The sequence below is a fragment of the Qipengyuania sp. L-5Y genome, from assembly GCF_056859455.1.
The window spans coordinates 138,054-161,317 of the sequence record NZ_JBSXOM010000031.1 but is presented as its reverse complement, the minus strand read 5'-3'; the positions used below and the strand labels follow the sequence as shown (position 1 = coordinate 161,317).

General features: G+C 59.3%; 20 protein-coding genes and 1 pseudogene. 5 read left to right on the top strand and 16 right to left on the bottom strand.

Annotation, left to right across the window (positions count from 1 at the left end):
• Positions 1-36: 36 nt before the first annotated feature.
• The 4 genes from AC13F2_RS11680 to AC13F2_RS11665 all read right to left on the bottom strand — a co-directional run bounded on the left by AC13F2_RS11680 (position 37) and on the right by AC13F2_RS11665 (position 3,855).
• Positions 37-831 (bottom strand): SDR family NAD(P)-dependent oxidoreductase, encoded by a 795-nt coding sequence (locus AC13F2_RS11680; protein WP_482965302.1) that lies wholly within the window; start codon positions 829-831, stop codon positions 37-39.
• Positions 832-833: 2 nt separating this feature from the next.
• The gene (locus AC13F2_RS11675) at positions 834-2,015 is read right to left on the bottom strand and encodes a zinc-dependent alcohol dehydrogenase (protein WP_348114782.1); all 1,182 of its coding nucleotides are present in this window, start codon (positions 2,013-2,015) and stop codon (positions 834-836) included.
• The gene (locus tag AC13F2_RS11670) at positions 2,015-2,659 is read right to left on the bottom strand and encodes an SRPBCC family protein (protein ID WP_348114780.1); all 645 of its coding nucleotides are present in this window, start codon (positions 2,657-2,659) and stop codon (positions 2,015-2,017) included. Before AC13F2_RS11670 ends, AC13F2_RS11675 begins: the two co-directional genes overlap by 1 nt.
• 149 nt (positions 2,660-2,808) lie before the next feature.
• On the bottom strand, positions 2,809-3,855 hold the full coding sequence (locus AC13F2_RS11665; RefSeq protein WP_482965301.1) for a fatty acid desaturase: 1,047 nt from the start codon (positions 3,853-3,855) through the stop codon (positions 2,809-2,811).
• Between the two features lie 495 nt (positions 3,856-4,350).
• Between AC13F2_RS11665 and AC13F2_RS11660 the strand changes: the two genes are divergently transcribed.
• Positions 4,351-5,511 carry a S41 family peptidase gene (locus AC13F2_RS11660; RefSeq protein ID WP_482965300.1) on the top strand — a complete coding sequence of 387 codons (1,161 nt, stop codon included), beginning with the start codon at positions 4,351-4,353 and terminating at the stop codon, positions 5,509-5,511.
• Positions 5,512-5,730: 219 nt separating this feature from the next.
• A complete protein-coding gene (locus AC13F2_RS11655; protein ID WP_348032436.1) occupies positions 5,731-7,473 on the top strand; it encodes a hypothetical protein in 1,743 nt (580 codons plus the stop codon).
• A 65-nt stretch (positions 7,474-7,538) separates the two neighbouring features.
• On the opposite strand, the gene AC13F2_RS11650 is transcribed toward AC13F2_RS11655, so the two are convergent.
• The 6 genes from AC13F2_RS11650 to AC13F2_RS11625 all read right to left on the bottom strand — a co-directional run bounded on the left by AC13F2_RS11650 (position 7,539) and on the right by AC13F2_RS11625 (position 14,518).
• Positions 7,539-8,669: a hypothetical protein gene (locus tag AC13F2_RS11650; protein ID WP_348032438.1), complete on the bottom strand. Its 1,131-nt coding sequence runs from the start codon at positions 8,667-8,669 to the stop codon at positions 7,539-7,541.
• A gap of 1,651 nt (positions 8,670-10,320) precedes the next feature.
• Entirely contained in the window at positions 10,321-10,866 is a 546-nt protein-coding gene (locus AC13F2_RS11645; protein ID WP_482965299.1) for a hypothetical protein, read from the bottom strand.
• A gap of 122 nt (positions 10,867-10,988) precedes the next feature.
• On the bottom strand, positions 10,989-11,786 hold the full coding sequence (locus AC13F2_RS11640) for a hypothetical protein (RefSeq protein ID WP_482965298.1): 798 nt from the start codon (positions 11,784-11,786) through the stop codon (positions 10,989-10,991).
• Positions 11,787-11,788: 2 nt separating this feature from the next.
• Positions 11,789-12,466 (bottom strand): hypothetical protein, encoded by a 678-nt coding sequence (locus tag AC13F2_RS11635; RefSeq protein WP_482965297.1) that lies wholly within the window; start codon positions 12,464-12,466, stop codon positions 11,789-11,791.
• 205 nt (positions 12,467-12,671) lie between these two features.
• Positions 12,672-13,538, bottom strand: a complete 867-nt coding sequence (locus tag AC13F2_RS11630; RefSeq protein ID WP_482965296.1) for a hypothetical protein — start codon at positions 13,536-13,538, stop codon at positions 12,672-12,674.
• Positions 13,539-13,624: 86 nt separating this feature from the next.
• The gene (locus AC13F2_RS11625) at positions 13,625-14,518 is read right to left on the bottom strand and encodes a 3'-5' exonuclease (RefSeq protein WP_482965295.1); all 894 of its coding nucleotides are present in this window, start codon (positions 14,516-14,518) and stop codon (positions 13,625-13,627) included.
• Between the two features lie 592 nt (positions 14,519-15,110).
• On the opposite strand from AC13F2_RS11625, the gene AC13F2_RS11620 reads away from it, so the two are divergent.
• From AC13F2_RS11620 to AC13F2_RS11610, 3 genes are read left to right on the top strand one after another with little or no spacing between them, the layout of a single operon-like run.
• Positions 15,111-16,970: a hypothetical protein gene (locus tag AC13F2_RS11620; RefSeq protein WP_482965294.1), complete on the top strand. Its 1,860-nt coding sequence runs from the start codon at positions 15,111-15,113 to the stop codon at positions 16,968-16,970.
• A complete protein-coding gene (locus AC13F2_RS11615) occupies positions 16,963-17,685 on the top strand; it encodes a hypothetical protein (protein ID WP_482965293.1) in 723 nt (240 codons plus the stop codon). The genes AC13F2_RS11620 and AC13F2_RS11615 overlap by 8 nt, the downstream gene beginning before the upstream one ends.
• Complete coding sequence (locus AC13F2_RS11610) at positions 17,686-18,183, top strand: hypothetical protein (protein ID WP_482965292.1); 498 nt, start codon at positions 17,686-17,688, stop codon at positions 18,181-18,183. It abuts the gene before it with no gap.
• 51 nt (positions 18,184-18,234) lie between these two features.
• Here the strand turns inward: AC13F2_RS11610 and AC13F2_RS11605 are convergent, their stop codons facing one another.
• From AC13F2_RS11605 to AC13F2_RS11580, 6 genes and pseudogenes are all read right to left on the bottom strand, one after another.
• Positions 18,235-19,743: a DUF3987 domain-containing protein gene (locus AC13F2_RS11605; RefSeq protein WP_482965291.1), complete on the bottom strand. Its 1,509-nt coding sequence runs from the start codon at positions 19,741-19,743 to the stop codon at positions 18,235-18,237.
• Positions 19,740-20,078: a toprim domain-containing protein gene (locus AC13F2_RS11600; RefSeq protein WP_482965290.1), complete on the bottom strand. Its 339-nt coding sequence runs from the start codon at positions 20,076-20,078 to the stop codon at positions 19,740-19,742. The genes AC13F2_RS11605 and AC13F2_RS11600 overlap by 4 nt, the downstream gene beginning before the upstream one ends.
• 20 nt (positions 20,079-20,098) lie before the next feature.
• Positions 20,099-20,476 (bottom strand): annotated as a pseudogene (locus AC13F2_RS11595) (DUF7146 domain-containing protein); the annotation flags it as partial.
• Positions 20,477-20,595: 119 nt separating this feature from the next.
• Positions 20,596-21,243 carry a hypothetical protein gene (locus AC13F2_RS11590; RefSeq protein ID WP_230279132.1) on the bottom strand — a complete coding sequence of 216 codons (648 nt, stop codon included), beginning with the start codon at positions 21,241-21,243 and terminating at the stop codon, positions 20,596-20,598.
• A gap of 221 nt (positions 21,244-21,464) precedes the next feature.
• Positions 21,465-22,244, bottom strand: a complete 780-nt coding sequence (locus AC13F2_RS11585; RefSeq protein WP_230279133.1) for a hypothetical protein — start codon at positions 22,242-22,244, stop codon at positions 21,465-21,467.
• Between the two features lie 389 nt (positions 22,245-22,633).
• Positions 22,634-23,035 carry a hypothetical protein gene (locus AC13F2_RS11580; protein WP_230279134.1) on the bottom strand — a complete coding sequence of 134 codons (402 nt, stop codon included), beginning with the start codon at positions 23,033-23,035 and terminating at the stop codon, positions 22,634-22,636.
• Positions 23,036-23,264 lie beyond the last annotated feature (229 nt).

Here is a 23,264-nt window from a genome sequence, read left to right as displayed (position 1 = left end):
TCCTCGGTTGTTGCAGATTGGCGAAGGCGTGCGGCCCTAGCGATCGCCGGGTTCGGCCATCCGGCGATGCATCTGGGCAAGCACCGTGTCGGGGATCACGCCGGCGAACATATCCTGGATCTTGTTCATGAAACCGCTGACGGTGTGCGCGTCGCCTTCGAGAAGGGCCTTGTAGCCCGCCTCGGCGACCATGGTGGGATCATCCTTGCTGTCCGATTTGCCGACATCGGTGTTCTCGAGCCCGGCGCGGTCGAAGAACTGGGTATCCGTCGGCCCCGGCATCAGGCACGAGATGACTACATCGGTATCCTTGATCTCGTTGCGCAGCCCGAAGCAGAAGTAATCGATGTAGCTCTTGGTGCTGTTGTAAACGAGTTGGAAAGCGCCCGGGATGTGCCCCGCGATCGAACCGGTCACGAGGATGCGGCCAGCATTCTTCGCGCGCATCTTCTGCCCGACATGGTGCAGCAGCCAGGTCGTGCCGGTGACATTGGTGTGGATGACATGGGCGATGTCCTTCCACTCCTGATCGAGGAACGCTTCGCCCAGCCCATGGCCGGCATTGGCGAGCAGGACATCGGGCGTACGGTCGCCGAGCGCCGTCACGAGGGCCTGGAGGCCATCGCGGGTGGCGAGATCGGCTTCGACCGTCTCGACACCTGCGGCACCGCATTGCCGCGCGGCGGCTTCGGCCGCGCCAAGATCGCGGTCGGCGGCGAGGATCAGGTCGCAGCCATCGCGGGCCGCCAGTTTCGTGAGCTCAAGCCCGATGCCGCTCGAAGCACCGGTGATCACGCATAGCCCGGACAGCTTGTCGATTTTGCCGGCCATGATCAGTTCTCCATCCCGGGCTTCAGAATGACCTTGGTCCATTCATTCTGCTGCTCCTTGAAATTCTTGTAGCCCTCGGCCGCCTGTTCGAGCGGCAGCCGGTGGCTGATCAGGAACGTGGTATCGAGCGTGCCATCCTCGATCTTCTCGAGCAGCTTCTTGGTATATTTCTGGACATGGGTCTGGCCGCCGCGGACCTGCAGGCCCTTCTCCATCATCGCCCCGAGCGGCCACTTGTCGGTCATCCCGCCATAGACGCCCGGGATCGAGACCTTGCCGCCGAACCGGACCGCGAGAATCGCCTGCTTCAGCGCGCTCGCGCGGTCGGCGCCCATGCCGACCTTCTGCTTCACGACGTCGAACATGTTGTCGATGGCGAAGCCGTGCGCTTCCATGCCGACCGCGTCGATTACCGCATCCACGCCGATCCCGCCGGACATTTCCATCAGGGCCTCGCGTACATCGGTCTCGCGGAAGTCGATGATCTCCGCGCCCAGCTGCTTCGCCAGCGCCAGGCGGTTCGGATAGTGGTCGATCGCGATCACCTTGGATGCGCCCATCACGATGGCCGACTGGATCGCGAACAATCCGACCGGGCCGCAGCCCCACACCGCAACCGTATCGTCGGGCTGGATGTCGGCATTTTCCGCCGCCATCCAGCCGGTCGGGAGGATGTCCGAAAGGAACAGCACCTTGTCGTCTTCCAGATGATCGGGAACGACGATCGGGCCGACATCGGAAAAGGGCACGCGGGCGTATTCGGCCTGTCCGCCGGAATAGCCGCCGGTCAGGTGCGAATAGCCGAACAGGGCGGCCATCGGCTGGCCGTAGAGCGTCGCCGACATATCCTGCTTTTCAGCCGGGTTCGAATTGTCGCAGGCGGAATACTGCTGCTGCTTGCAATGGAAACAGCCCCCGCAGCTGATCGTGAACGGCACGACGACGCGCTGCCCTTTCTTCAGATCGCTCGCAGACCCCGTCTCGACGACTTCGCCCATGAATTCATGGCCCAGCACATCGCCCGGCGCCACGCCGGGAATGACGCCATCATACAGGTGAAGATCGGACCCGCAGATGGCCGTGCTGGTGATCTTGATGATCGCATCGCGCGGATTGATGATTTCCGGATCGCTGACCGTGTCCACGCGAACGTCGTTGGTTCCATGCCAGGTAAGTGCTCGCATCATCCGTTCTCCTGCTTCGCCGCACGGGTTTCGTCCCGCGTTCGCGCCGATGTCGCTATTTCCCCGGTTTCCATGAGCATCTTAAAACGCTTCAGATCATGCCGGACCTGGACCTGCGGCTCACGCAGGAACAGCTTCGCCACCGCTCGGCCGAGCGCACCTGCGGGCGGGTCGTAGGCCATCACCAGGCTGACCCTGGTTCCGCGCTCGCCCGGTGCATCCTCAAAGCGAACCTCGCCGCTGGTTTCGATCTCGGAATCCTCGACCGAGCGCCAGGCGATCACCTCGTCCTGCTTCTTGCTGGCGATTTCGGTTTTCACCGCGACCGTCTGGCCCGCGGGGGCCTTGATCCGCCAGGTTGAAACCCCGTCTGCGCCGGCTTCGATCGCTTCCACATTCTCCATGAATTGCGGCAGGTTGGAGAAGTCCGACCAGAACGCGAACATTTCGGCTCGCGGCTTGCGGATGGTTACCGATCGGCCGACCTGCGCGTTGTCGCCTTTAGGCTGGCGTTTGGTATGGTTGGCGGCATCGTCATATCCGCGATTTTGGTGCCTGTTGGACAGGAACGCTCCGAATGCGATCGCTCCGGCAGTAAGAACGACGCCGCCCAATCCGGCGCCGATTTTCGAATTTTGAGACATAGATTTTCTCCGCGACATGATGACGCAGCGAATTCCCGCTCAAACAGTTCCGGCCATTTTCGGCGAGGCGTTGGTGGGTTGGGATCAATCCTACCGAGGCACTGTTCGGCGGCGTGCAGGGCCGGATCTAGCTGTATAAAAGCGAAAGTTTAGCCCGTCATCTTCTTGGCTTCAGCAAACGTCACCATACGCTGCTGTTCCTCATCCCACAGAGCCAGGCGGAACGCGCTGAGCGACTCCCATGCCGTGTAACGGTTGAGGTCGCGTAGAGCCGGATGTGCTTTCAGGACTTCGGGCAGGCGGTGGAACGGTATCGTGCTTGAAAGGTGGTGCACGTGGTGGATGCCGATATTACCGGTGAACCAGCGTAGAACCGGCGGCAAGTCTAAATGTGTGCTGCCCATCAGGGCGGCTTCGGCGAAGGACCAGTCGGATTTGCTTTCCCAGTATGCTTGGGGGAACTGGTGCTGGATGTAGAACAGCCACACTCCCATGCTTGCTGCGAAGAGCAGGGTCGGCAGGAACACCGCCAGCGTCACTCCGAAGCCGACCAACCATACTGGCAGAGCGAGGATTGCGAGAGTGGTAAGGTTCGTTCCCAGGGCGCTGATCCAGAACTTCCAGCCCTCCTTCATCAATCCCACGGGCAGGCGGTGGCGCAGGAGAAAGAGATAGGCGGGGCCAAAACCAAGTAACGTCAAAGGGTGGCGGTAAAGGCGATAGCCGAGCCGCTGGGTCCTCGATCTTTCGCAATACTCGCGCACCGTCAGCGTATCGATATCGCCAAAGCCGCGCTTGTCGAGGTTGCCAGTCATGGCGTGATGACGCGCGTGGCTGAGGCTCCAGCAATCATAGGGCGTGAGCGTGAAGACGCCCAGCAACCGCCCGAACCAGTCGTTGCTCGCGCGATTCCGCAGGAAGGATCCATGGCCGCAATCGTGCTGGATTATGAATAGCCTCAGTAGGAACAGTCCAGCGAGCGGAGTAAGCGCTAGGGCGAACAGGTAACCCGCGTCCGCTGCTACGATGATCGTTGCGAACAGCCCAAGAAAGGGGATCAGCGTAATACCAAGCTCCCACAGGCTACGCCCCGGCTGGGGATCGCGGAACACCTGAAGGTCGCGCATTAACTGACGAGGGTCGGGCATGGCGGGGCGCACGGCTGCCAAGGCCGCTTCAGAACAGGAAACACTCACTCGCGATCCGCTAATGTTGCATCGTGCGATTGTCACGCAGGATCGACTGTGCTCAGAAATGCTGGCGGCTTTCATGTGTCCCGCGCCAAAAGCGGACTGTCCACTAACGGCCCAAAAGTTGACCTCTACCTGCCATCATGAACGTTGATCGAACGTCGTGGACATTTCGCATTGCCGGTCTTGTCCGGGCGCCGGGCAAGCGGCAGCATGGTATGGATGCTCCGCCTGTCCAAGTTTGTCGCCCCTCTCCTTTTGGCCCCGCTTGCTGCATGCGCAACGGCCTCCACACCTGACGAGGCCCCGCCGCCGTGGCGCATTGCGGGCCCTTTCCAGGCGATCATTACAGCAGACGGAACCACAGATCCGGCAATTCGCGGTTTTTGGAAAAGCCGTGGTTATGGACGATTGCTTCGCATTGACGAAGCAGGCGTCACTCAGTTTGAAACCGGAGCGGCCTGTTATCGTCCGGCATCCTCGGGCGAGGCTCTGAGCGCAATGGACTCGGTTTCCTACCGCTATTTCCGTGCCCTGCCGGAGAGCAGGAGCGCGATCTTCCAACTGTTGCGAGGCGATACCAATGTGGTGTTCGACAGACTCGAAGCGCTTCCCGAGGAATGCACTGAAACCCCGGCAACTACTCCGCGAGCGGTGGCAGATGCCTTCCTCGACGCGTTCGACCGCCATTACGCCTTCTTCGACCGTCGACCGCCGAACCATTCGAAGCGCGCCGAACGAGTGAATTCGGCAATCCGGCCCGACATGAGCGACGCCCAACTGTGGGATGCGCTGGCCGGATACATGGATGGACTGTCGGACAGCCACACCAAGCTAATCGGCGAAGTCGGTGGTGAACGTCGCCGGGTGCAAGACGGCCAAGGCACAACCTTGCCCCGGATGCGCGCAGCAGAAGGCGGCGAGACTGCATGGCTGGTCGGCCTGATCGACACCACGATGAAGAAGCTCGGTGAAACCGCCCACCACACCGGCAACGACCGAATAGTGTGGGGCGTGATTGACGGGCGGGTTGGCTACCTGCAGGTTTTTCAGATGGGCGGGTTCACGGCTCGAGAGGACTTCGGCAGCGAAGCCTGGGCAACAGCGGAAATGACCGAGTTTGATCGCATCATGGATGAAGCCTTCGCTGCCTTTGCCGAAGCTGGTGTAGAAGGGGTAATCGTTGACCTGTCGAACAACCGCGGTGGCTGGGACAAGATCGCAAAGGCGATCCCAGCGCGTTTCACGGACGAAGCCTATATTGGCTTCACAACCGTGACCCGTGGGTCCGCCCTCCCTCCCTTTCCGCACGTAATAGAGCCTGCGCCGGGGCCGCGCTTTACCGGCCCAGTCCATTTGCTCACCAGTGATGTCACGGTGAGCGGGGGAGAGCTTGCCACACTGGCTCTGCGACAGAACCCGCGGGTGGTGCATGCCGGGGCCACAACCCGCGGTGCGTTCTCCACTCCGTTGGCCAAGCGACTGCCCAACGGCTGGTTGCTTGAGCTTTCGAACGAGGTCTTCGCCGCGCCCGACGGCAGCGTTTATGAGGAGACCGGGATCAAGCCGTCGACAGCGCTAGAGGTTTATCCTGAAGGCGCTCCGGTCGAGGGACATTGGCGTGCAGTAGAAGCTTTGACCGAGATGATCGCTTCCTACTGACTACATGGTCAAATTACCCAAGCCACGGCCATGACCGCTTTGCGCCTTTTGTGATCCAGAAACAGACAGTCCGCAGAAGTTGACGGCCGAGACGACGTCCCAAAAGCCGACGCTTCGTGGAGGCTTCGCTGGCTGATTTGCGTTGGAGTGAAAATTGCTATTTGATAACCTTCTTTAGGAATCGAAAGCCCGTCTTCGGGAGATTGCCTTGGGGGGAACATGAGAGAAGCCGAAGAGCCAAGTCGTCCTTACGTCTTTGATGGTGAACAGTGTTCGACACTTGTTGAGCTCGTCACAGCAATGGCTCCGAAACCTGCGAAGGCCCAAGAGCATTTGCTCGGTGGCTACATTGGGAAATGGATCGAGCACACACTTGGCGACATCGACGCGAAGATCGATCACGATCGCCTTCTTGGCCAAGATCTCGACCCACAGCAAAAGCTCTACACGTTTCTGGCAGCTCATTGGAAGGATGGAGCGCCGCCTTTTATGGGCGTCGCGATCAACTGGGAACAGCTTGAACAGATTGCGCTCGATCAATTGCCAGAAGGCTTACCCAAACGCCAATTCGTCTGCGACATCCACCATCTTGGGATCCTCCCACTAGCCGCCAAAGCGTCGGGCGATGAACGATTGCTTCGGTTCGATGAACACTGGCAGCGGGAATTCCTGGACTACTGCGTCACCCACGCCGATATGCTGTCATACGAAGAAATCTGGAACGACCGCGGTGGCGCTCTCGAGCTATGTCTGGCAGACCCGCACTCCGAAGCCTTTTACATCGCTCATTTTATGAATGGTCAGCGCGACGCGTCGGCCGCCCGCAAAATCGCTAGCAGCACCAAGGTGCAAATTTTCGATGCGCTCTTCGATCCGGAGTTCGCCGCTCGATGCCGGTTCGACCGAGAAGCAGAAAGCACGCGCGAGTTGCTGTCTCGAAGTTGGTTTGCCGCGCTGCTGAAAAGGCATCCGGAACCCGGCCTGGGTATTGATCTCGCATTAGGCACCGCCTCTATGATAGCGGCAGGAGAGGTTGGCGCGATCGAGAGGAGTATCCAAGCGAACAAGGCTGAAATAGAGGCCGCAGGGAAAGACTGGCCGTTGCCCCGGCTTTCGCAAAAAGGCCACGCTATTCTTTACGGCGGGGCAATGGCGCTGGCCTCAATCATGGGTATCTGGGCACCAAATGGCTGGACGTTAGGCGAACAGTTTACCGATGGAACGATGCTCGCACTCGTCGTCATGTCGGCATATTTTGCTACGTTATATGCGGCGATGGCAACGGAACGCCGAACAGGCGTCATGCTTTCGATCGCGATCCTAGTGCTGATGTTGGGAACGATCCCGATTAGCTTTTTTGCCAGTGGTTGGTGGGTTCAGGACGCACCTTTCTTTGGACTGATTTTCGCTGCACTCGGCTTTGCGCGCCACCCGCTTATTGCAGCGAAACAAAAAGAAGCTCTCGGAAGAAAAGAACGCGACCTAGCCATAAGGCTGACCGGATCGCCCGAGCGTGAAGAGGACCCCGATGTCGTAATAGGGTATCTGGATTTCTACGCGGAAGGTGTTCCCAGAGACCAGATTGTAGCGCACAGTCGCCGCCAGCGTGTCGCAGAAAACGCTAGCGCTGTGTCCACGTCCGGCACTGGGAAACGACCAGAAAGGTCAGCTCCGGCAGCATATCAATCAGAGGGTCTTTCCTACGGTGTCGCTGGCTTGAATGTTTCTTCTGATGGAGCGATCACGAGCGAGCTCGTCGATGGCGTATCGGTCGATACAAAAGGCAGGGTGAACACGCGCATCGTGGACGGTGTAACCCTGCACAGCGACGGCAAGACGACGACCCGGGTAACGGACGGGGTCGATGTGCGGTCGGACGGTCAGGTTTCCGTCGAGATGTTCGGAATGCGACACTCCTGGGGTGGTAAGAAGGATGAGAAAAAGAAGGATAGCTGGTTCTAACCCAGCCCCGCAACGAGTTGGCCGGAGAGTAATGCCGCCGTCGCAGCAGCTTGTCTCTCAGCCGATCAGAGCGCGTCAGCTTCTTGTCGGGTGTATGGCAGATGACGGATTGAATAGCAGTCCCGCTTGCGTTGTTCTGGAACGCTCTGCGTGCAGCGTGCGATGAAGTCGCTTCGCCGCTCGGATATTCGCTGACACTCGCTATATCCAAATTGGTCAACGCAGCCGCCTGCAGAGCTCGCATTCAAACTCATGGCCTCGTCGAACTTGTCGCCATCGCTATAGTTCGACATTTGCCACCGGTCGTCGATAATCCAGGCATACCGGTCCAGAACGGCTTCGGGGGCATTGTCCGCTGACCAAGGGTTTGTCAGCTTCGCCTTCGCGAAGGGATTGTCAGCATATAGACGAAGCGGAGCGTTGGAAGGTTGTGCATCCGAAGTAATCTTCCCGATCTCACTGCCATCTCGCGAAAGAACTCGCACACGATAGGCCTTAGCCCTTACAACGCGCTGTTGATCGCTGCGGACTTGCTCCCATCCGGCCTCAATAGGGGTGAACGCCACTTCGAGATCTACAGACCGACTGTTTCGCGAGTTTGATAAAATTTCAGCTTCTTCGGGCGACATCGGGAGAAAGCTCATCTCCCCGGTCCCCTCGAGCGCCAATGCGAAATCAAGTCCTTCCGACCCGCTTTCGCTTGCACTGAAGCTAACCATTGTCCTGTCGAACAGACCGTGAATCGGGAATCCTACGCGATCAAAGTCATAGTCTTCGAGCCTGCCATTAAGCTCGACCAAGTAGGTTTTGGCTGCAACGGCTTCGTCCACCAAATCAGTAAACTCGTCGAAGTTTTCTTCAAGAAAGCGACGTCGAGCGAATTCGTTGTCGAACCTCATCCCGAGCGGCTTGGTCATCATTCGAGCAAGGGAAGCGGGTTCGCCCGACATCCGATGATACAGGTAGGCTAGATTTGTCGCGTTGAGCTCGAGTTGCCCCGACCGTTCCGGACCAGAAACGTAAAGATCATTCTTGGACCGACTGGTGTCAGTCTGCGCATTTTCCGCATCTTCAACTGCCAGTGCTGCTTCTGGTGCCGCGTCGCCAGCCTCGCTGTCGGCATTAGAAGAACACCCCGCCAACGCTACCGCTGCCGAAACCAGAAAAGCGCATCGACCTGAACTCATGAAACGCATCGCTTCCCCCTTCGCGGAGCAACAAAATGGCAGAATCGGTCGGAGTCAATGATGTATGGTGGCGGGCATCTTCAATCGGCAGGCAATCCGCATCAGGGAAAGCCGCAAATGCGCTGTGCGATGGCGAGTTCAGGTCAAACAATTAGTAACGAGGGAATCGGGGTTGGGCAGAGCTCGATTCAATACGCAGGCTTATTGGGTGTATAAGAACTGTAACACCCCAACGGTTCTCGGCAGTATCCTACCAGAGAATAGGGCGCTCGGCAGCATTGGCATGCGAAGCGGTGGCTGAGCGCAAACCGGCTTCTAGCATTACGCTGCCGACAGCTATCGACTTTGACACTGCTGAATTGGCTTTGCTGATCTCAGAGGGAGTTCGGAATGTCCAAATCCGTTATATGCGAAACGAAAGGCGACAGTCCGCTTCCGGCCCCGTTTCAGCCGGTCTGCAAAGCGCCCCAAGTGCGGTCATGGCATCAGAGTTCGTCCTGCAGAACCATGCGCTGGCCTTCGTCAGCACTCCGCAGCCAGCAACCTTAGATGCACGAGGTGATCGGCAGACAACTTCATTGCATCGAATTACCGATCTGAACACTCGCTAGTCACCGCGAACAATTACGGCTGAATGGAAACGGCGGGATTCCGGAGGTCCATCACTCGCTTCCGCCTGCCCATTGCAAATGCGCTGCGCGCATTTGGAGGACGATGATTCTTGGAAATTTTGGATTTTTTTGGAGCTTGCGGCAGCGCATTCCATCCCCCGCTTCCGATAAGACGAGCTAGATCGACGGGCCGAAACTTCCTGTAATAGCCCTTTCTTTTTTTCGGGAGCGGATCTCGCCCAGCGGCTTTTGCACGCTTTCGCGCGGTTGGCCCTAACGAACGCGAAATGATCACTCTGCGATGGGCAATGGGCCCTTGCGGGGCGTGATCTATGTGGAAGTGTTTCGCGAATGGTGCATCGATGCCTTTCGCAAGATAGGCAGCAGCTCTGGGACCGTATCGAACCCGTTGCATTCGAACGGAACTCGGAGGTGCAACACCAAATTCCCAATGGAATTGTCGCCGTAAGAAATACATTAGGCGGCCGCACTTCCTGAAAGGCCAACGAAGCATCCAGTGTACATGGAGCGGGCCATGATGCCTTCGCCCTGAATTGTTCGCTGTTGGCGGGTTTTCGAATACCGCAATTGCGTCGAATGGCGAAAACTTCCTTTTTTCCTTCACCATCGTGTTCCAACGTCGCCTTGTATTCTCCCAGAACTTTTTGCGGAAAACGTCATAAGGTTTTTCGCCGGACCTGCTGACCTTAGGGAATTTCATGGTAATGAAAATATTGAGCGGCCTTCGTGCGGCATAGGCATACCGCTCTGCATGAAGGATTGCGCGGGCGCTTTCTGGGCGCAGGCATGTCCCTTTCCGCATACGTTTAATGAAGGGGGTCATATCGGATTTCCGCATCGGGATTCTGATGCCCCTAATTCCTTACTAAATCCTTTTATTGCATAGGGTTATTACAGAACCGTCGGTACTACGCCCCCAGTGCAGGATTCCCCTTCGGGGAGGGAGGCGACACGGGAGCGATTTCAGAGTAAAGTCTGGGACGAGTGTGGATATAAAAAAGGGGCGCGGATCACCGCGCCTCTTTCCGTCAAACAGTCGAACCACACCCTTTCGCTTTTTGCAGCTTTGTCCAAGCCACATAGCCTGCCAAAACGCTTCTGCGGATGCGTGGCGGGCAGGCTGCGATCACCCAGAACAACCACGTGGCTTGCGCCTCGGTATGGAGGCGGCCGATACGCTGAATTGCTGTCGGGTTCGGTCCATGGATCGAAATTCCGCCGATCCGGGCTGCGTGAACCAGTTGATCGTGCGGGATTACCGCGTGGATGTTTCGCTTGAGCCCGCACCGGGGAACGTACTTCGAGTAAGAGGAAGAATAAGGCAGTGGTGCCAGTTTATGACGCCGTGAAACCGATGATGCGGGAATGTGGATCAACGCCTTTGTCTCCGGCGTGAAGAGCGCTTCGATGTGCCCGCGCATGCGTTCAGGATCGTAGCCTGCGCCGTAGCCGTGGGCATATGACGCGAACTCCACTTCGTCACGCCAGCGACGTGTGACGATAAATGCTCCAAAACCGTATGGCGCTTGCCGGTCGAGAGCCAGCGGCGGGGGAAAGATGGAAAGCGCGACCATGCGTTCGGGGAAGCGCGAATAATTTCGATATCGCATCTCAAAATATCCTAGGATAAGCGCAGCGGGCGGTTCCTTTCGAGAACCGCCCGCTGCTGATTGGATGAAGATTAAAAGGCTTGCGGTCAGTCTAGGTCGATTGCCTCGTCGGCGAACCGCAGCCGCAGGATGTGTTCGGTGAACGCCTGCGCTCCGTTCTTGCTCGCAAGCGCCGTCCACGCTTCCCACCGGTCGATCCGGTGAACCAGCCAGGCGAACAGGCGATCGCGCGCGTACTGGTCGGGAAAAGTCATGGTCCAGAGCACGCGGCCGAGCGGGATATTCGCACCTTCGGGCGCACCGATGAGCTTGATCCCCCATTCCCTTGCGATCTGTTCACGGACGAACCGGCCCGGCAGATTTTCGGCGAACGCCGCGTTGACCTTGAAAGCCCGCTCGCGCTCTTCCCAAATATCGCCGCCATCGAGCCCACGCCACGGAGCAATCGTTGGTAGTCCGATCGGGATCGGGGCTGCCTCGGCACCGCGCGTGCTGGCCAGCGCAACGAGGATGGCTCTTCCCTCCGGAGTGAGATCGCCGGTCAAGCCTTCGGCGAGCTTGTGTCCTTCGAGCCACGACGCGTAATGGCGCTCGCCATCCCAGGCTCCAGCGAACAGATCGCTGACGCGCTCCTCGATATAAACGATGCGTCGATCGATCGCAGCGAGCACGGCGAGCAGGAACTCGGTCATGGCGGTGAACTGGAAGTTGGAACCGCGCGCCATGCCAAGGCGACCGCACCAGATATACTCGCGCAGCGACGGCCAGCGCCGCCCAAGCTCATCGATGAGGTGCGGGTAGCCGTCCGGATCCGCGATACACCAATAGCCATAGGGCAGGTTCGGGTTGCGGCGCTTTTCATAGGGGATGTCGTGCTGGTCCATGATCAGCGCCCTCCCGGCTTGCCTAGCCGCGGCGGCGGCGGTGCCAGAACGGGGTCGGCCTTGGCGATGCTGCTGTCGTCGATCGCTTTCAGCTGCCGGGCGAGCTGCACGGTTTCCGAGTACATGTAGTCGATGCCGCGGTAGGTCTCGCCCTCTTCGCGCGCGAGGATCGGCTTGGAATCCGATGGCACCAGATCGCCCGGCCTGTCCGCAGCGAAGCCGAACCACCACGCGTTGTCCCCTGTCTGATCCTCAGCTTGTGGAGCATTTGGCCTGCTATGGACGTGGCACACGCGCACAGCCTCGTCCTCGTACCGCGAGCAGGCTTCGGCGTAATCGATTCCCCCATGCGGCGTGAGGCCGATTGCCGCCGGGACGGCATCCTCGCGGTAGCCGTAAAGCGGATGATCAGGAGGAACCGCGACGAACCCGCCCCAGACACCCGATGCCTGGCGCAGCAGAATGCAGTCGAGACCTGTCTCAGCGTCGTTCCAGGCAACCTTGTCGAACTTTTCATCGTTCCACGGCCCGGACCCTCGCGGCTGGCGCTTCTTGATAATGTAGAGTTGTTCGGGCCTCACCTCATGATCGCCGATGGCGATGCGCTCGGGCAGGCGAGCGAGGTTGGTGTTTTTTGCGGTCGCGACGGCACGGCCGGCGGTAGCTTTCTTCTTCGGCATTTTGAGTTTCCTTCAGACATAAAAAATGCCGCGCATCCTCGGTGGACGAGCGGCTCGGGTACGATCTGCTAGCGGCAGATCTTCGCGGCACGATGCTGTGTTTCGAGGCCCGTGCCGGTCTCCTGTTGGCATTTCCTAAGTCATCTTTTCCTCCACTCTTTCAGATCGCTTTTTGCCGTCATGGTTCTGACGAGTACTCAATCGGTTACGCGGCGGCTCGGTAGACAGTACCGCGTAGGCCGCTTTCGGCCTTCTTACCTCGTGCCCAGGGTGCAAAGGACCGACGGATGAATTCGCTGTTCGGCAGGGCCGCGCCTGCGGCGTCCGCGATAGCCACCAGCGTATCGGGCTGATGGCATTCGATCTGGCGGTGCGCGGCCAGGTGCCGGACTGTCAGAACGGCCGTGGTGAGGACATCAGCGAGCACCTGGTCACGCACCGTTGCCCAATTGCCCGCTTCGCAATGCTTGCCGATGTCTTCCGATGGTGTCGGCTTGGATGGAACACCGACCGCGGCCGCCAGCTCGGGTAGATGCACACTGGATGCCTGAACGCAGCTAGCCCGGCACAGATCGAGCCGCTCCCTCGCGTGCGGAGATCCGTCGATCAGCTGGTGGGGCAACACCAGCCCATGGGTCGCCGCTGCACGGCGCAGGACGGCAAGGTCGCGAGCCTCCCCTCCCCACGTAGTCGCGACCGCACCGGGATCCTGCTCGAGCGCGTCGAACAACGCCGTGACCATGTCACGCTCGTCCGCATTCTCGGCAGTCAGGACGAACGGTCCTGCGATCGCCGGAACAGCTCCATCGGCGACGAACTCCAGCGTCATCCAGCATACTGCCGCGACCTGGTGGAACGGCCAACGGATCGACAGCTCGGCGTCCTTTCCTTCGGATTTCGTGTAACCTTTGTGACGCGAGCGATCGAAAAGGAATTCCAGATCGAAGATCAGCCAGCGGCGCGCTGTTTCAAAACGGCCGTCACGCTTGCGCGCTAAGAACATCTGCGCTTCGTGCTCGAGCTTGCGAGACAGGCGCTCGAGTTCGCCGCCCAGCGGTACGATATTGGTCATGATGTATTTCCTTGTGGCGCACCGGTGACAACCGAGAAGTGCACCGGTGCATTTGCGTTGAATTGTGAATGAAGAAACGGCCGCGTTCAGCGATGCCGCTCGTGCGCCGTCACGGTGCGCGTGGTCATCGTTGGAAGACCGTTGCGATAGCCCCATGCTTGTTCGTGCTCGACCTTCTGCGGCGGCAGTTCGATCTGCCAGAACGGGCCGTCGGGATTCCATCGATAGCCCCGCGCTTTCAGCATCTCTTTCTTTGAGTACGGCGCGCGTTCGGCCTGCACGATGACCGAGGGCGTGTCGGCAGCGTCGATGAGGCGCGCTAGGTGCGTGCGGACCGGACCTCCGCCGGAATCGCGTTGGCGGTGGCGTAGCAGCCAGAACAGCGCCCAGACATCTGCGGCCGCGCGATGCGCGTCCGAAAACCATCCGGCATGCGCGAGAAGCGCGGATTGCGAGCGGCCGTCGAAGCCCAATTTCAGCCAATCGATTTCGCTGCACGAGCAGGCCCAGGCTTTGCCCGCCAGATCGGGATAACGGCGCTCTATGAACTTGGAGTCGAAGCGCGAATTATGAGCGACGATCAGGTCAGCGCGATCGAGCAGACCGCGCGCGAAAGTATCGTTGATCTTCTGGCCCTTCAGATGCTGCGCGCCGAGCCCTGTGATGAGGCTGATCCTGGGGTCGAGTTCACTGCCCGGATCCTGCAGCCAGCTGAACGGTCCGAGGTGGCCTATGAGCTCGCCACCATCGTCGACGAAGCAGAGCATGATGGCGAGCTCGATGATGACGTCATTCTCTGCCGAGAGGCCGCTCGTTTCCGTGTCGACAATGGCAATGCATCGGCCTTCGGGCATAGGCCCCATGTGCGGCATCGATGGATAGGGTTTTGGGACGCGCCGCAGCACGCGATAATCGTCGCTACTTTGAAGCTCAGCCGCCAGCGCTTCGGCGTCTGGTGCCAGGTGGTCGGTGTTGATCATTCCTATTCTCCGGTTTCGTCGAAACCGGCGAGGCGCGGGACGCGCTTTCCGCATCCCTTTTCCTTTCGCCCTGCCGGCTTCAACCGGCAGGCCAAGATGACGTCTTCTTTGGCGGCCCGCAGCTGTCAGCGCAGGGTCCGCGCTTCCTTCCAAGGCGTTGTGACGCCGCCCCAGACCGCTGGCGGTCGCACCCAAGGAGGTTTGCCAGACCGACGTGCGAGACAGGGTCGAGCTATCCCTGGCAGGACCCTGTGGGTCCGAACAGGCGTAGCAAAAAGGTTCGCGCCATTAGGTGCATACCTTTTTGCGGTATTGCGCATAATAAAACGAGAACGCCGGAAGTTCGGTCGTTCGTTCGGAATGGCGGAATTGCGCGTTTCCGACAGTTTCGGGTGAAATTGGTCTCTTAGCGTTCAGACAAAAAACAACTTTTTCGTACGGATCGGGGATGGGCCCCCGATCCGAACAGATAATTCAGAAGCTACGAACCGGAGTGGCGTTAGGAAAGCCGGGAAAAGACCATTGCAAACGCGATCGAAAAAACTTTCCGACCCGTTTGGGCTAGCGAGAATCTCATCCTACAAGCTGGTAGATGGAGACCTCACCACTAGACGAACTGCTCGCCGACGCGCTGAAACAGTGTGCCCAGGACTTCCCGCAAGCCAAACAGAAACTCGACGCTTTCAACGAGGCGCTGGATCGGTTGGAGGAGCGCGACGGGCATGAGAATCTGACGCGCGCGGCGCACGATGCAAGGCAGTATCTGCGCAGTGGATTGCTCGACATGCGGCCCTACAAGCGCGCAAAACAGGAAGTCGGCAAGCAGCTTCGCAAGGCTAAGGCAAGGTACGAAAAATCCACCGCAACGGCGCTTGCCCACAAGGTCGTCTACCATCAATGGAAGATTGAGTACGAGTTGCTCGATGACAGGGACGATGGCATCAAGCTGGTGCCCAGGAGCCGCGAGGAGCATGCCCAGGACAGCATCGCGCGCATTGCCGCACCCTTCGTCCATGCCATGATCGAAAGGGGCGTGACCCCCAGCGCAATTTCCCGCGGCAGGGCCAGCGAAGCCGACGTGATCGCCCAGCTCATCCAATCCGCGTACGATGATCCGCAGTACGAAGACCCCGCAAACCCCTGGGTCGCGATCCACAGGGCCGGAGTGTTCGACGCCTACCGCACGGGGCTGACCGAGGACGAGGCGAGGCTGCTAGACGTCGCTCAGCTGCGCGGCAATGAAGAGGCGACCGAGGCGCTGCGGGCAGCACGCGAATTCCTGCCGGAAGGCCTTGCGGTCAGCACCGGCGTGGCGCTGGGAGCGGCCCGTCTGATGCGTTCGTTGGGCTCGCTTTCCGACGGGTTGGCGCAGGCCTATGCCGATGCGCACAACCTCGTCCGGGACAAGGATGCAGAGCAAGTCGGACGGTTTCTGGGGTTGGAAACGGAAGGCGATCTTCTCAAGCTGCAAGTGCTGCTGAACTTTCTGCGCGTACAATCGGTCGCGTCTCACCCTGAGCTGCCAACATGGGTGGAAATCGATGTGATGCGGCGCGTGGTCGACAATGCAAACGCGCATGTCAAACCGGCCAGCGAGTGGGTGGAGACCGTTACCGAGAAGCTGAGCAATATTGCCGAAATTTTCGGCAACAGGTTGAACAGCGAAGATGGTTTCTACGCGCTTCTCCACGCTGCAATGCGCTCCAGCTACACGTTCCGGCATTTCGAAAGCGTGGCTGAGAATCGTTCTTCGAAAGATGTCGAATTAACTCGCCTGCGCCTCCTTCGCGGCGCGGTACTGGAGGGAAAAGCCTTCAAGATCGATCAGTTCGGTTACCCCGTGGTGCAAGGCGACGAGGGGTATGACGAGATCGAATCGCAGGCCTATCTGACCGTCAATGTTGCCGGCGACCATGACGATACGATCGGCCCGGATTGCATCGCGGCGGTGGAGGCCGCCGCGTCTTCGGCTCGGCTGCTGACCAGCTCGCCACCCTGCGACACGACGTCCAGCGAAGATGTCGTCCGACACCCGCACGTCTCGCCTTCGCCCGATGAGCCAGGCTCCGATGAGGATGAGGATGAGAATGAGGACGAAGGTGAAGAGGTCGATTTCTACGCTCTGATCGCAGAAGCAGAAGACGCATCCGACCCCCAAGAGGGCCGTGATGGGCTGACAGGTGGTGACCGTGCAGAGGTCACGCCCGCTTCGGATGACGTAGAGAAAGGCGGGGACGCCGACCGGAGCGATCTCGGCGCCAGCGACGAGATCGAAGGAGCGCCGCCCGGGACAGCGGTAGCGCAAGAGCCGCCTTGCGCCGCGTCCCAAGATGCACCGGGCACCGCGGATGAGGCTACCGAAAGTGCCGACAGACAGGATTGCGCACAAGGTAACCCGAAGGGGGCCGTGCCTCTCTTCGGCAACGAAGAAGAGGTCTGGGAAGATGACTAGCGAGATTGTGAAGAGCGATCCTGCGGCGCGAGTGCTGCGCGAGAAGCTCGACGAGAAATGGGAAGCGAACGCCCCGGTCTTGGCTATCGACGAAGGGTCCGGCCGCACGCTTGCAAGCACGATCATTCTTGCCAAGCGCTACGGCGGAACAGGCACCAGTACGCTTGCCCTTATCCTCGAATTCCTGATGCGCCAGGAGGCGCTGATCATCGAGATCGGCGGCAATCGCTGCCCTGCCCTGAGTAACCGTGTTGAAGGCCGTTATGCCCATTTCTCGTCGCACGATGAAGGCAGGATCGAGCATGCCATGGATTTTCGGCTGGCACATCCCGAACGTGCGGCCATCCTCGAGTTCGAGCCGGCGCTTTACACCGAGACGCTCAGTCTCGCGGCGAAGATGAGCGATTTGGACGCGGGGTTCGCGCCCACCATCTTCTATATCTGCGCACGGCACGAACTGCAGCCCCGTTACGAAAGGAACGCGATCGCAAGGAAGATTGCGCAAACCTTCATCTGCCAGCCCGCCGCTCGCGGGTTGGCGGCAGACAAGCAGGAGGGCCTTTATGTCCCGTGGCTCGATCGTTCGATCACCGGGGCATTGTGGACCGATAGCGCCGACCTGCACGATGCGCTCAAGAAATGCACCGGCAGCTGGACGTTGCAGGAGACAAGGCACAATCTCGAAACCTTCCTCAAAGCGATCCTGGCCCGGTAGATGACCTACCTGGAAGAGCTCTGGAGGAGCCTGTTCAACAAGGACATCACGATGCTCGAGCAAGAAGTAATGCTCGGCGTCAGCGAAAAGTTCGACCGGGATGATGCTGTAACCCTGCTCGCGGCCATCACGGTCCGGATGCTCTTTCTTGTCCTCATTGAGCACAAGGCGAGCCCTTTTAGAGTGCTGCGCAACTTCGCAAAGGCAATGGAGGAAAATCGCCAGAAGACCGCGTTGATAAGCGAGACCTACCAACGACTGCAGCGCGATCTGAGCGAGCTGCGAGGTGATGTGAATGCAGCACGCGAGGCGCTGAACGAAGCGCGCGATCTTGCGCGCGCCAAGGTCGGCTATCACCCGTTTCTGGGGTATATTCCGGCTCCTGACCAGGAAACTGCAGCAGCCTTCTCGTCGCGATATGCAGCTCTGTTAATCGCGGGCTGTTTTGCAAGCGGCTTGGTAGGATGCACCGTTGCTTTCATGGTGTTTCTAGGCTGAAACCTGCGCCCCCTGTGGGCCGGCTTCGGCCCCGAAGTCGGCCCTGACCAGTCAATCGGCGTGCCGGTGGAGCCTAGGGTGAACGTGGTAATCGCCGCGCGGTCGGCCGGATCCGTTCGACTCCATCTTGTGCACCCACCCAGCCTCCTCGAGCCTGGAAATGGCAGCATCGAACTCGCGTCCCTTGCGCATCGTGGACAGCTCGCTCTTGTGCTCGCGCATCAGCTCGCGCTTGTTGAAGAAGAGCGTCGCGTGCCTCTGGAGAAAGGCGAGCAGCAGGCGTGCATCGCGCTCGGCCGGCTCCTGGCTATCGCAGCCGTATACCTTGAGCGCCATGGGCAATGCATAATCTTCCATCCATTCGATTGCCGCCTCGATCGTATCGAGACTGACCTCGGGCGGCTTCCAGGCGCTTTGGGAGGCCGCAGCCTTGAGGTACTCGCTGACCAGGGCGACGCGTGCTACGGTCCCGGCAGCCTTGCCGAGGAAGTAGCCATAATGGCCCGTGACCCCGCGGCTCCGCTTGTCGAGATTGGCGTACCATTCTTCGAAGCGCACCGAAGCAGCCGGTGACAGCGGAATCTCGCGGGGGATCTTTTCTCCCTTCGGGCCGCTGTCGAATTCGACCGTATCGAGCCAGACGTAGATCTCGTAGAGACGGTCATCGTCGACGAGCGTGTCCGGTGCCTTGAAGGGACGCCGTTCCGGCCAGATGAAGACCATGCGAGCAGCGAAACCATCTTCGGGGTCCCGCAGGATTTCGCTCACCAGATCGGGCTGGATGGTACCCAGAAGCGAGATGCACACCGCCTCGATCTTGAGCGTTTCTTCACGATTGCGCCTATCGACCGTATAGGGATTGGCATCGTAGCCCTCGATCCAGAACTGCTTGGAGCCGTTATGGTACCGATCGATGCCATGATACCACCCGGCCAGTTCGCCTCGTTTGAGCAGGATGCCTTCGGGGTTGTCGGACAGGATATCGCACAGTTTCTCGACCGTCGTATCGGTGGTGTGGAGCCTGCGTTCGCGCGGCGTGGGCGGTTCCTCGGCCTCGGGGGGACGCACTGGGGGCGCGTTCCCTTCCCGCGCTGCAGTCCTGACATCCTGCTTGTACTTCTCCGCAGCGCTCTCGCTATAAAGCTTTGCGTCTGCGTGCTTCTTTCGCTCCTCGGCCGTCGCCCGGTCGAGATCGCCCTGGAGGCGATAGAGAGCTCTGACCGCGGCTTCCAACGCGGGGGTCTTGCGCGAGCTCGGGTCGCCAACCAGCCCGATCCACACGACTGGCGACAGCAGCCACCGCGACTTCGACAGGGGGCGTACCCGCAGACGCCCTGACAGCAGACTTGCCGCTGAAGCGATAAGAGCGTGGGCGACGTAGTCGACGGATGCCGAGCAGTCATCAGCCAGAGCTTGAACGACCGGGAAGAGCGATCCGAAAAGGGCGCTCGGCATGACGGGCGTGTTTGAGTCGCCGGCCTGGAGGTAGGCAAGATCCGGCTCCGGCCATTCGAAATGGTCGCGGTCGTCGTAGGCCTGCTGAATGGTCGACACCGTCATGCCAACTCTCCTTGCGAGCGGTCTTCGTGAACGGGCGAGCCGGGCGACTGGAGTGCTTCATTGAAGTCTTTGCATGGCGCCGGCGGCGCTATGAACGAAACGTCGAACCCCTGGTACGCGAACGTTGTGGCGGCTGCCTGCGCGGCCCGCTCACCCACTGCATCATTATCCTTCGCGATGATGATGTGGCGCACGAAATCCGGCAGGACGACATGGCGAAAGTTCGCTGCACCCAGCACTGCCCATACCGGTTCGCCGAGCGCCATCGTGAGAGCGAGGCCATCTTCGATGCCCTCGCACAGGATGAGCTGATCTTGTGCCTCACGCAGGCGCACCGCGCCGCCGGCAAGGCGGGGCCAAGCGCCATACGCGGATGCGCGATTTCAGCCTTTGTGTTCCCGGTAGGGGCGAGGAAGGTCCGCATGACGGCCTGAAGCGAACCATCTGCTCCTTGGACGCGCGCCACCATGCAGGGGTGGAATGCCCCTTCAGCCTTCAGGCGTGCGAAACGCAGGTTAAGGCCGCAGATATCGGGGTCGAGACCACGACTGCGAAGGTAGCGTTCCGCCGGCGTTCCGGCGATGGGGGTGCTGCGCAACCAGGTCTTCTGAGCGAAAACCTGGTTGGGATTAGCGTTATCGGCTTCGGCCGCGAAACCTCTTTCGTCACCATTGTCACTTTTGTCACGGCGGTGCGCATCGTGGTCGCTAGATGTGCCTCTACTCGTTTTCATCGTTGGTCCTTTCTGCCGCCATTGGCGCGGCAGAAGACCAGGTAGAGGTCAGAAAATCGCAATAAAACAACAATGAAACGGCTATGGAAATAGCAACTTCGGGTTTTCGTTTTCTTCAATCATTGCAAGGGGCGGCGCCCCCGTTTTGCGCGCACCGGATCATCTGCAATGGCCTTACGCCAAGCTTGATCGAAGCCGAATGGGTTAAGCTTGTCCTGGAAATGGAGGAGTGCATCATCGCGGAAATCGCGTTTCTTTTTTCGCCTTTCAGGATCTTGGGCGAAGGCCTCCTTGAGCCAGTTGGCACACTGGTCCGAGATGCCCACTTTGTTATCGATGCGCCCAGGAGCGCGGGGGCTGATGGCATCGTTTGCCGCAATCGGCTCGAGTTGCAGGTGCCGCACCATTTCGGCTTCGTGAATCTTCAGCTCGAAGAGCTCGACCTTCCAGAGTTCCACAAAGGGCTCCGTGCGCGCTTCGACAGGCGGAGCGAACTCGTCAATGACCGCGAAGAAGCGGTCTTCACCAAGAAGCAGCCGCCCCGTCCTGAGCCGCCATACCCATTTAGGCACTGGCCAGTTGTAACGAATCTTTTCGCCTGAGGCACAATGAAAGTGGGCCGTGCGAGCTTGTACGCGGACCAGATCGGCCTGGAAACCAATCAATAGTCGCGCTTGGGGATCCTCGATCCGGGAAGCAGGAACGCTCGATAAAAGCTTCAGCGCCTCCAGCGAGCGGATCCACGGAACTTGACTTTTCGCAATCACCTTTCGCGTCTCCCGATCGGTACTTTCCCATGCAGAAGCAGTTTGCCTAGCTGAAGATGCATAACCCTTTACTATTGCCCGGGCCCTCATGGCGAAACGCGGGACAATAGTGACAATAGTGACAATAGTGACAATAGGGGACAGAGGCCACCGGTGTCGGGCGAAGTCAGAACCAAGTTCGCGTTTGTTCAGAAACCTCTCCGGCGACGAGGTTCCGACGCCTAGTCACCCGTCTGGCGTTTCATCCTCTCGAAGCGCGCGAGGACCTTGTGCGCGTTATCATTGGACGTCCGCATAGGTTCGATATGCTCGATGCTGCGCTGAATTTCCTGTTCCAGATTGCTGTTATCATCCACTTGGGCATACAGCATGTCCATGAGGCAAGCGGCTCGCTGCGTGTGCAATATGGTCCGGTAGATCGCGTCCATATTCCATCTCAGGGCCCGATCAATCACGTCGACAGCGACCGCCGGGTCATCAAGATCGCGCAAGCATTTCGCGCATTCGATAGCCAGCACCGGATCGAGCGGTACGTCGTCAGGCATCAGTCCGACCCAGTGAACGAAAAGCGCGCGCCGCCCCTCATCCGACGGTAGATCACGCACCCGCCTGATAATCTCCTTGCGATCTTTTGCGTCAGGGACGCGCATCGAACGAAAAGCATTCGCGAGGAGCGCTGCACCAGCGCGGGTGCCGATCCCCGAGATGCCCCGGGTTGCAAGCAGATCAGCGTCTCCAGGAACCGGGCGATCAGCCGATGCAAGAACCTGCAGCAGGTCCTCGCTGGCATCAACACTCCCTCGCGCGACACTCACAGCGCGCTTGATACCGTTGGCATCTACCAGCAAATTGTCCCGCTGGTTCGCGTCCGTCCCGGTGATCTCGAACGCCTTCTCGCTACCATCCGGCACGAATTCACAGCCCACGAGCGCTTGGCACACCGCCGGCGCGTGACTTGAATCCAAAGCCGCCTGAATTGTGATACCGCTGATTTCACTCATGAATTTAGCACCCTGTCTTCTAGCTCTGTGTTATCCGGCGAGGGCAAAGGATGTGTTAATCATGCGACCAAAATTTATCGCACCGGCATGAAACCGATCAACAGGAGAGCGGCGCAGCTTATCGCGCTAAGCAAGGCTTTGAGGCGATGCAGACATTACGTACTCTGGGATTACTTGCTCTTTAGGAACATCGCCTCAGGACAAACGCCCTGGATCCGGCCCATCACTGGCGAAGAGCCACCTTCTTTTGTTCTTAAGAAATTTACCTTGATTAAGCGCAGGGGGTGCTCGGTCCGTCGCGCTGCGGTCGCTCCCGCCGAGGCTTGCGAGCGGCACGGCTGTCAGGGCGCCCAACACAAGGTTCTAGCCACCGCGGCGACACCATCGTCTTAGCGATGCTTGCACATCACTCCGATGACGGGAGCAGCGAGTGCCAAAATGATCTTGGCCGTGTCACGGTGCATGGGATCTTTCCACCCCTGCATCTCGCTTGGCGCCTCCAGATAACCGCGACTGGCGAGATTCTGGACGATCTCCTGGCTGTCCGTGCTGTGTATGTAACATTGCGGTGCTTCCACGCGGGCATCGGCGAGCAACACGGACAATTCGGCTACCGGGCGGTCGACAGTATCAATCTCGTCCGGCGATCTTGTCAGTGACCAAAGCATGACCTTGAGAGCCCCCAGGACACGTTCAAAGTCCTTCGGAGTCGCAACGCCTTCAGCCACCCTCGCCTCAATGATGGATTCTAACAGATTGCCGAGCGTGTCGAGTGTTTTATCGAGTTCCATGAGTCCTTGTAGGATGGGCTGTGCGCTCGACCAACCTCTTTACCGCAGCGCATGACAATCGAATTTGTTACATCGATAGAGTGCGCGATAAAATTGGTTCCCTTACAACAACCGGATGGTCTCAATAAGCCGTCGCGCTCGTTCAGAGGCGCGGTCATACATAAGGTTCAGCCTGGGCGCTTCATCTAAAGTAATCTTCAATGTTACCCATCAGCGCCTATGGCGCAGG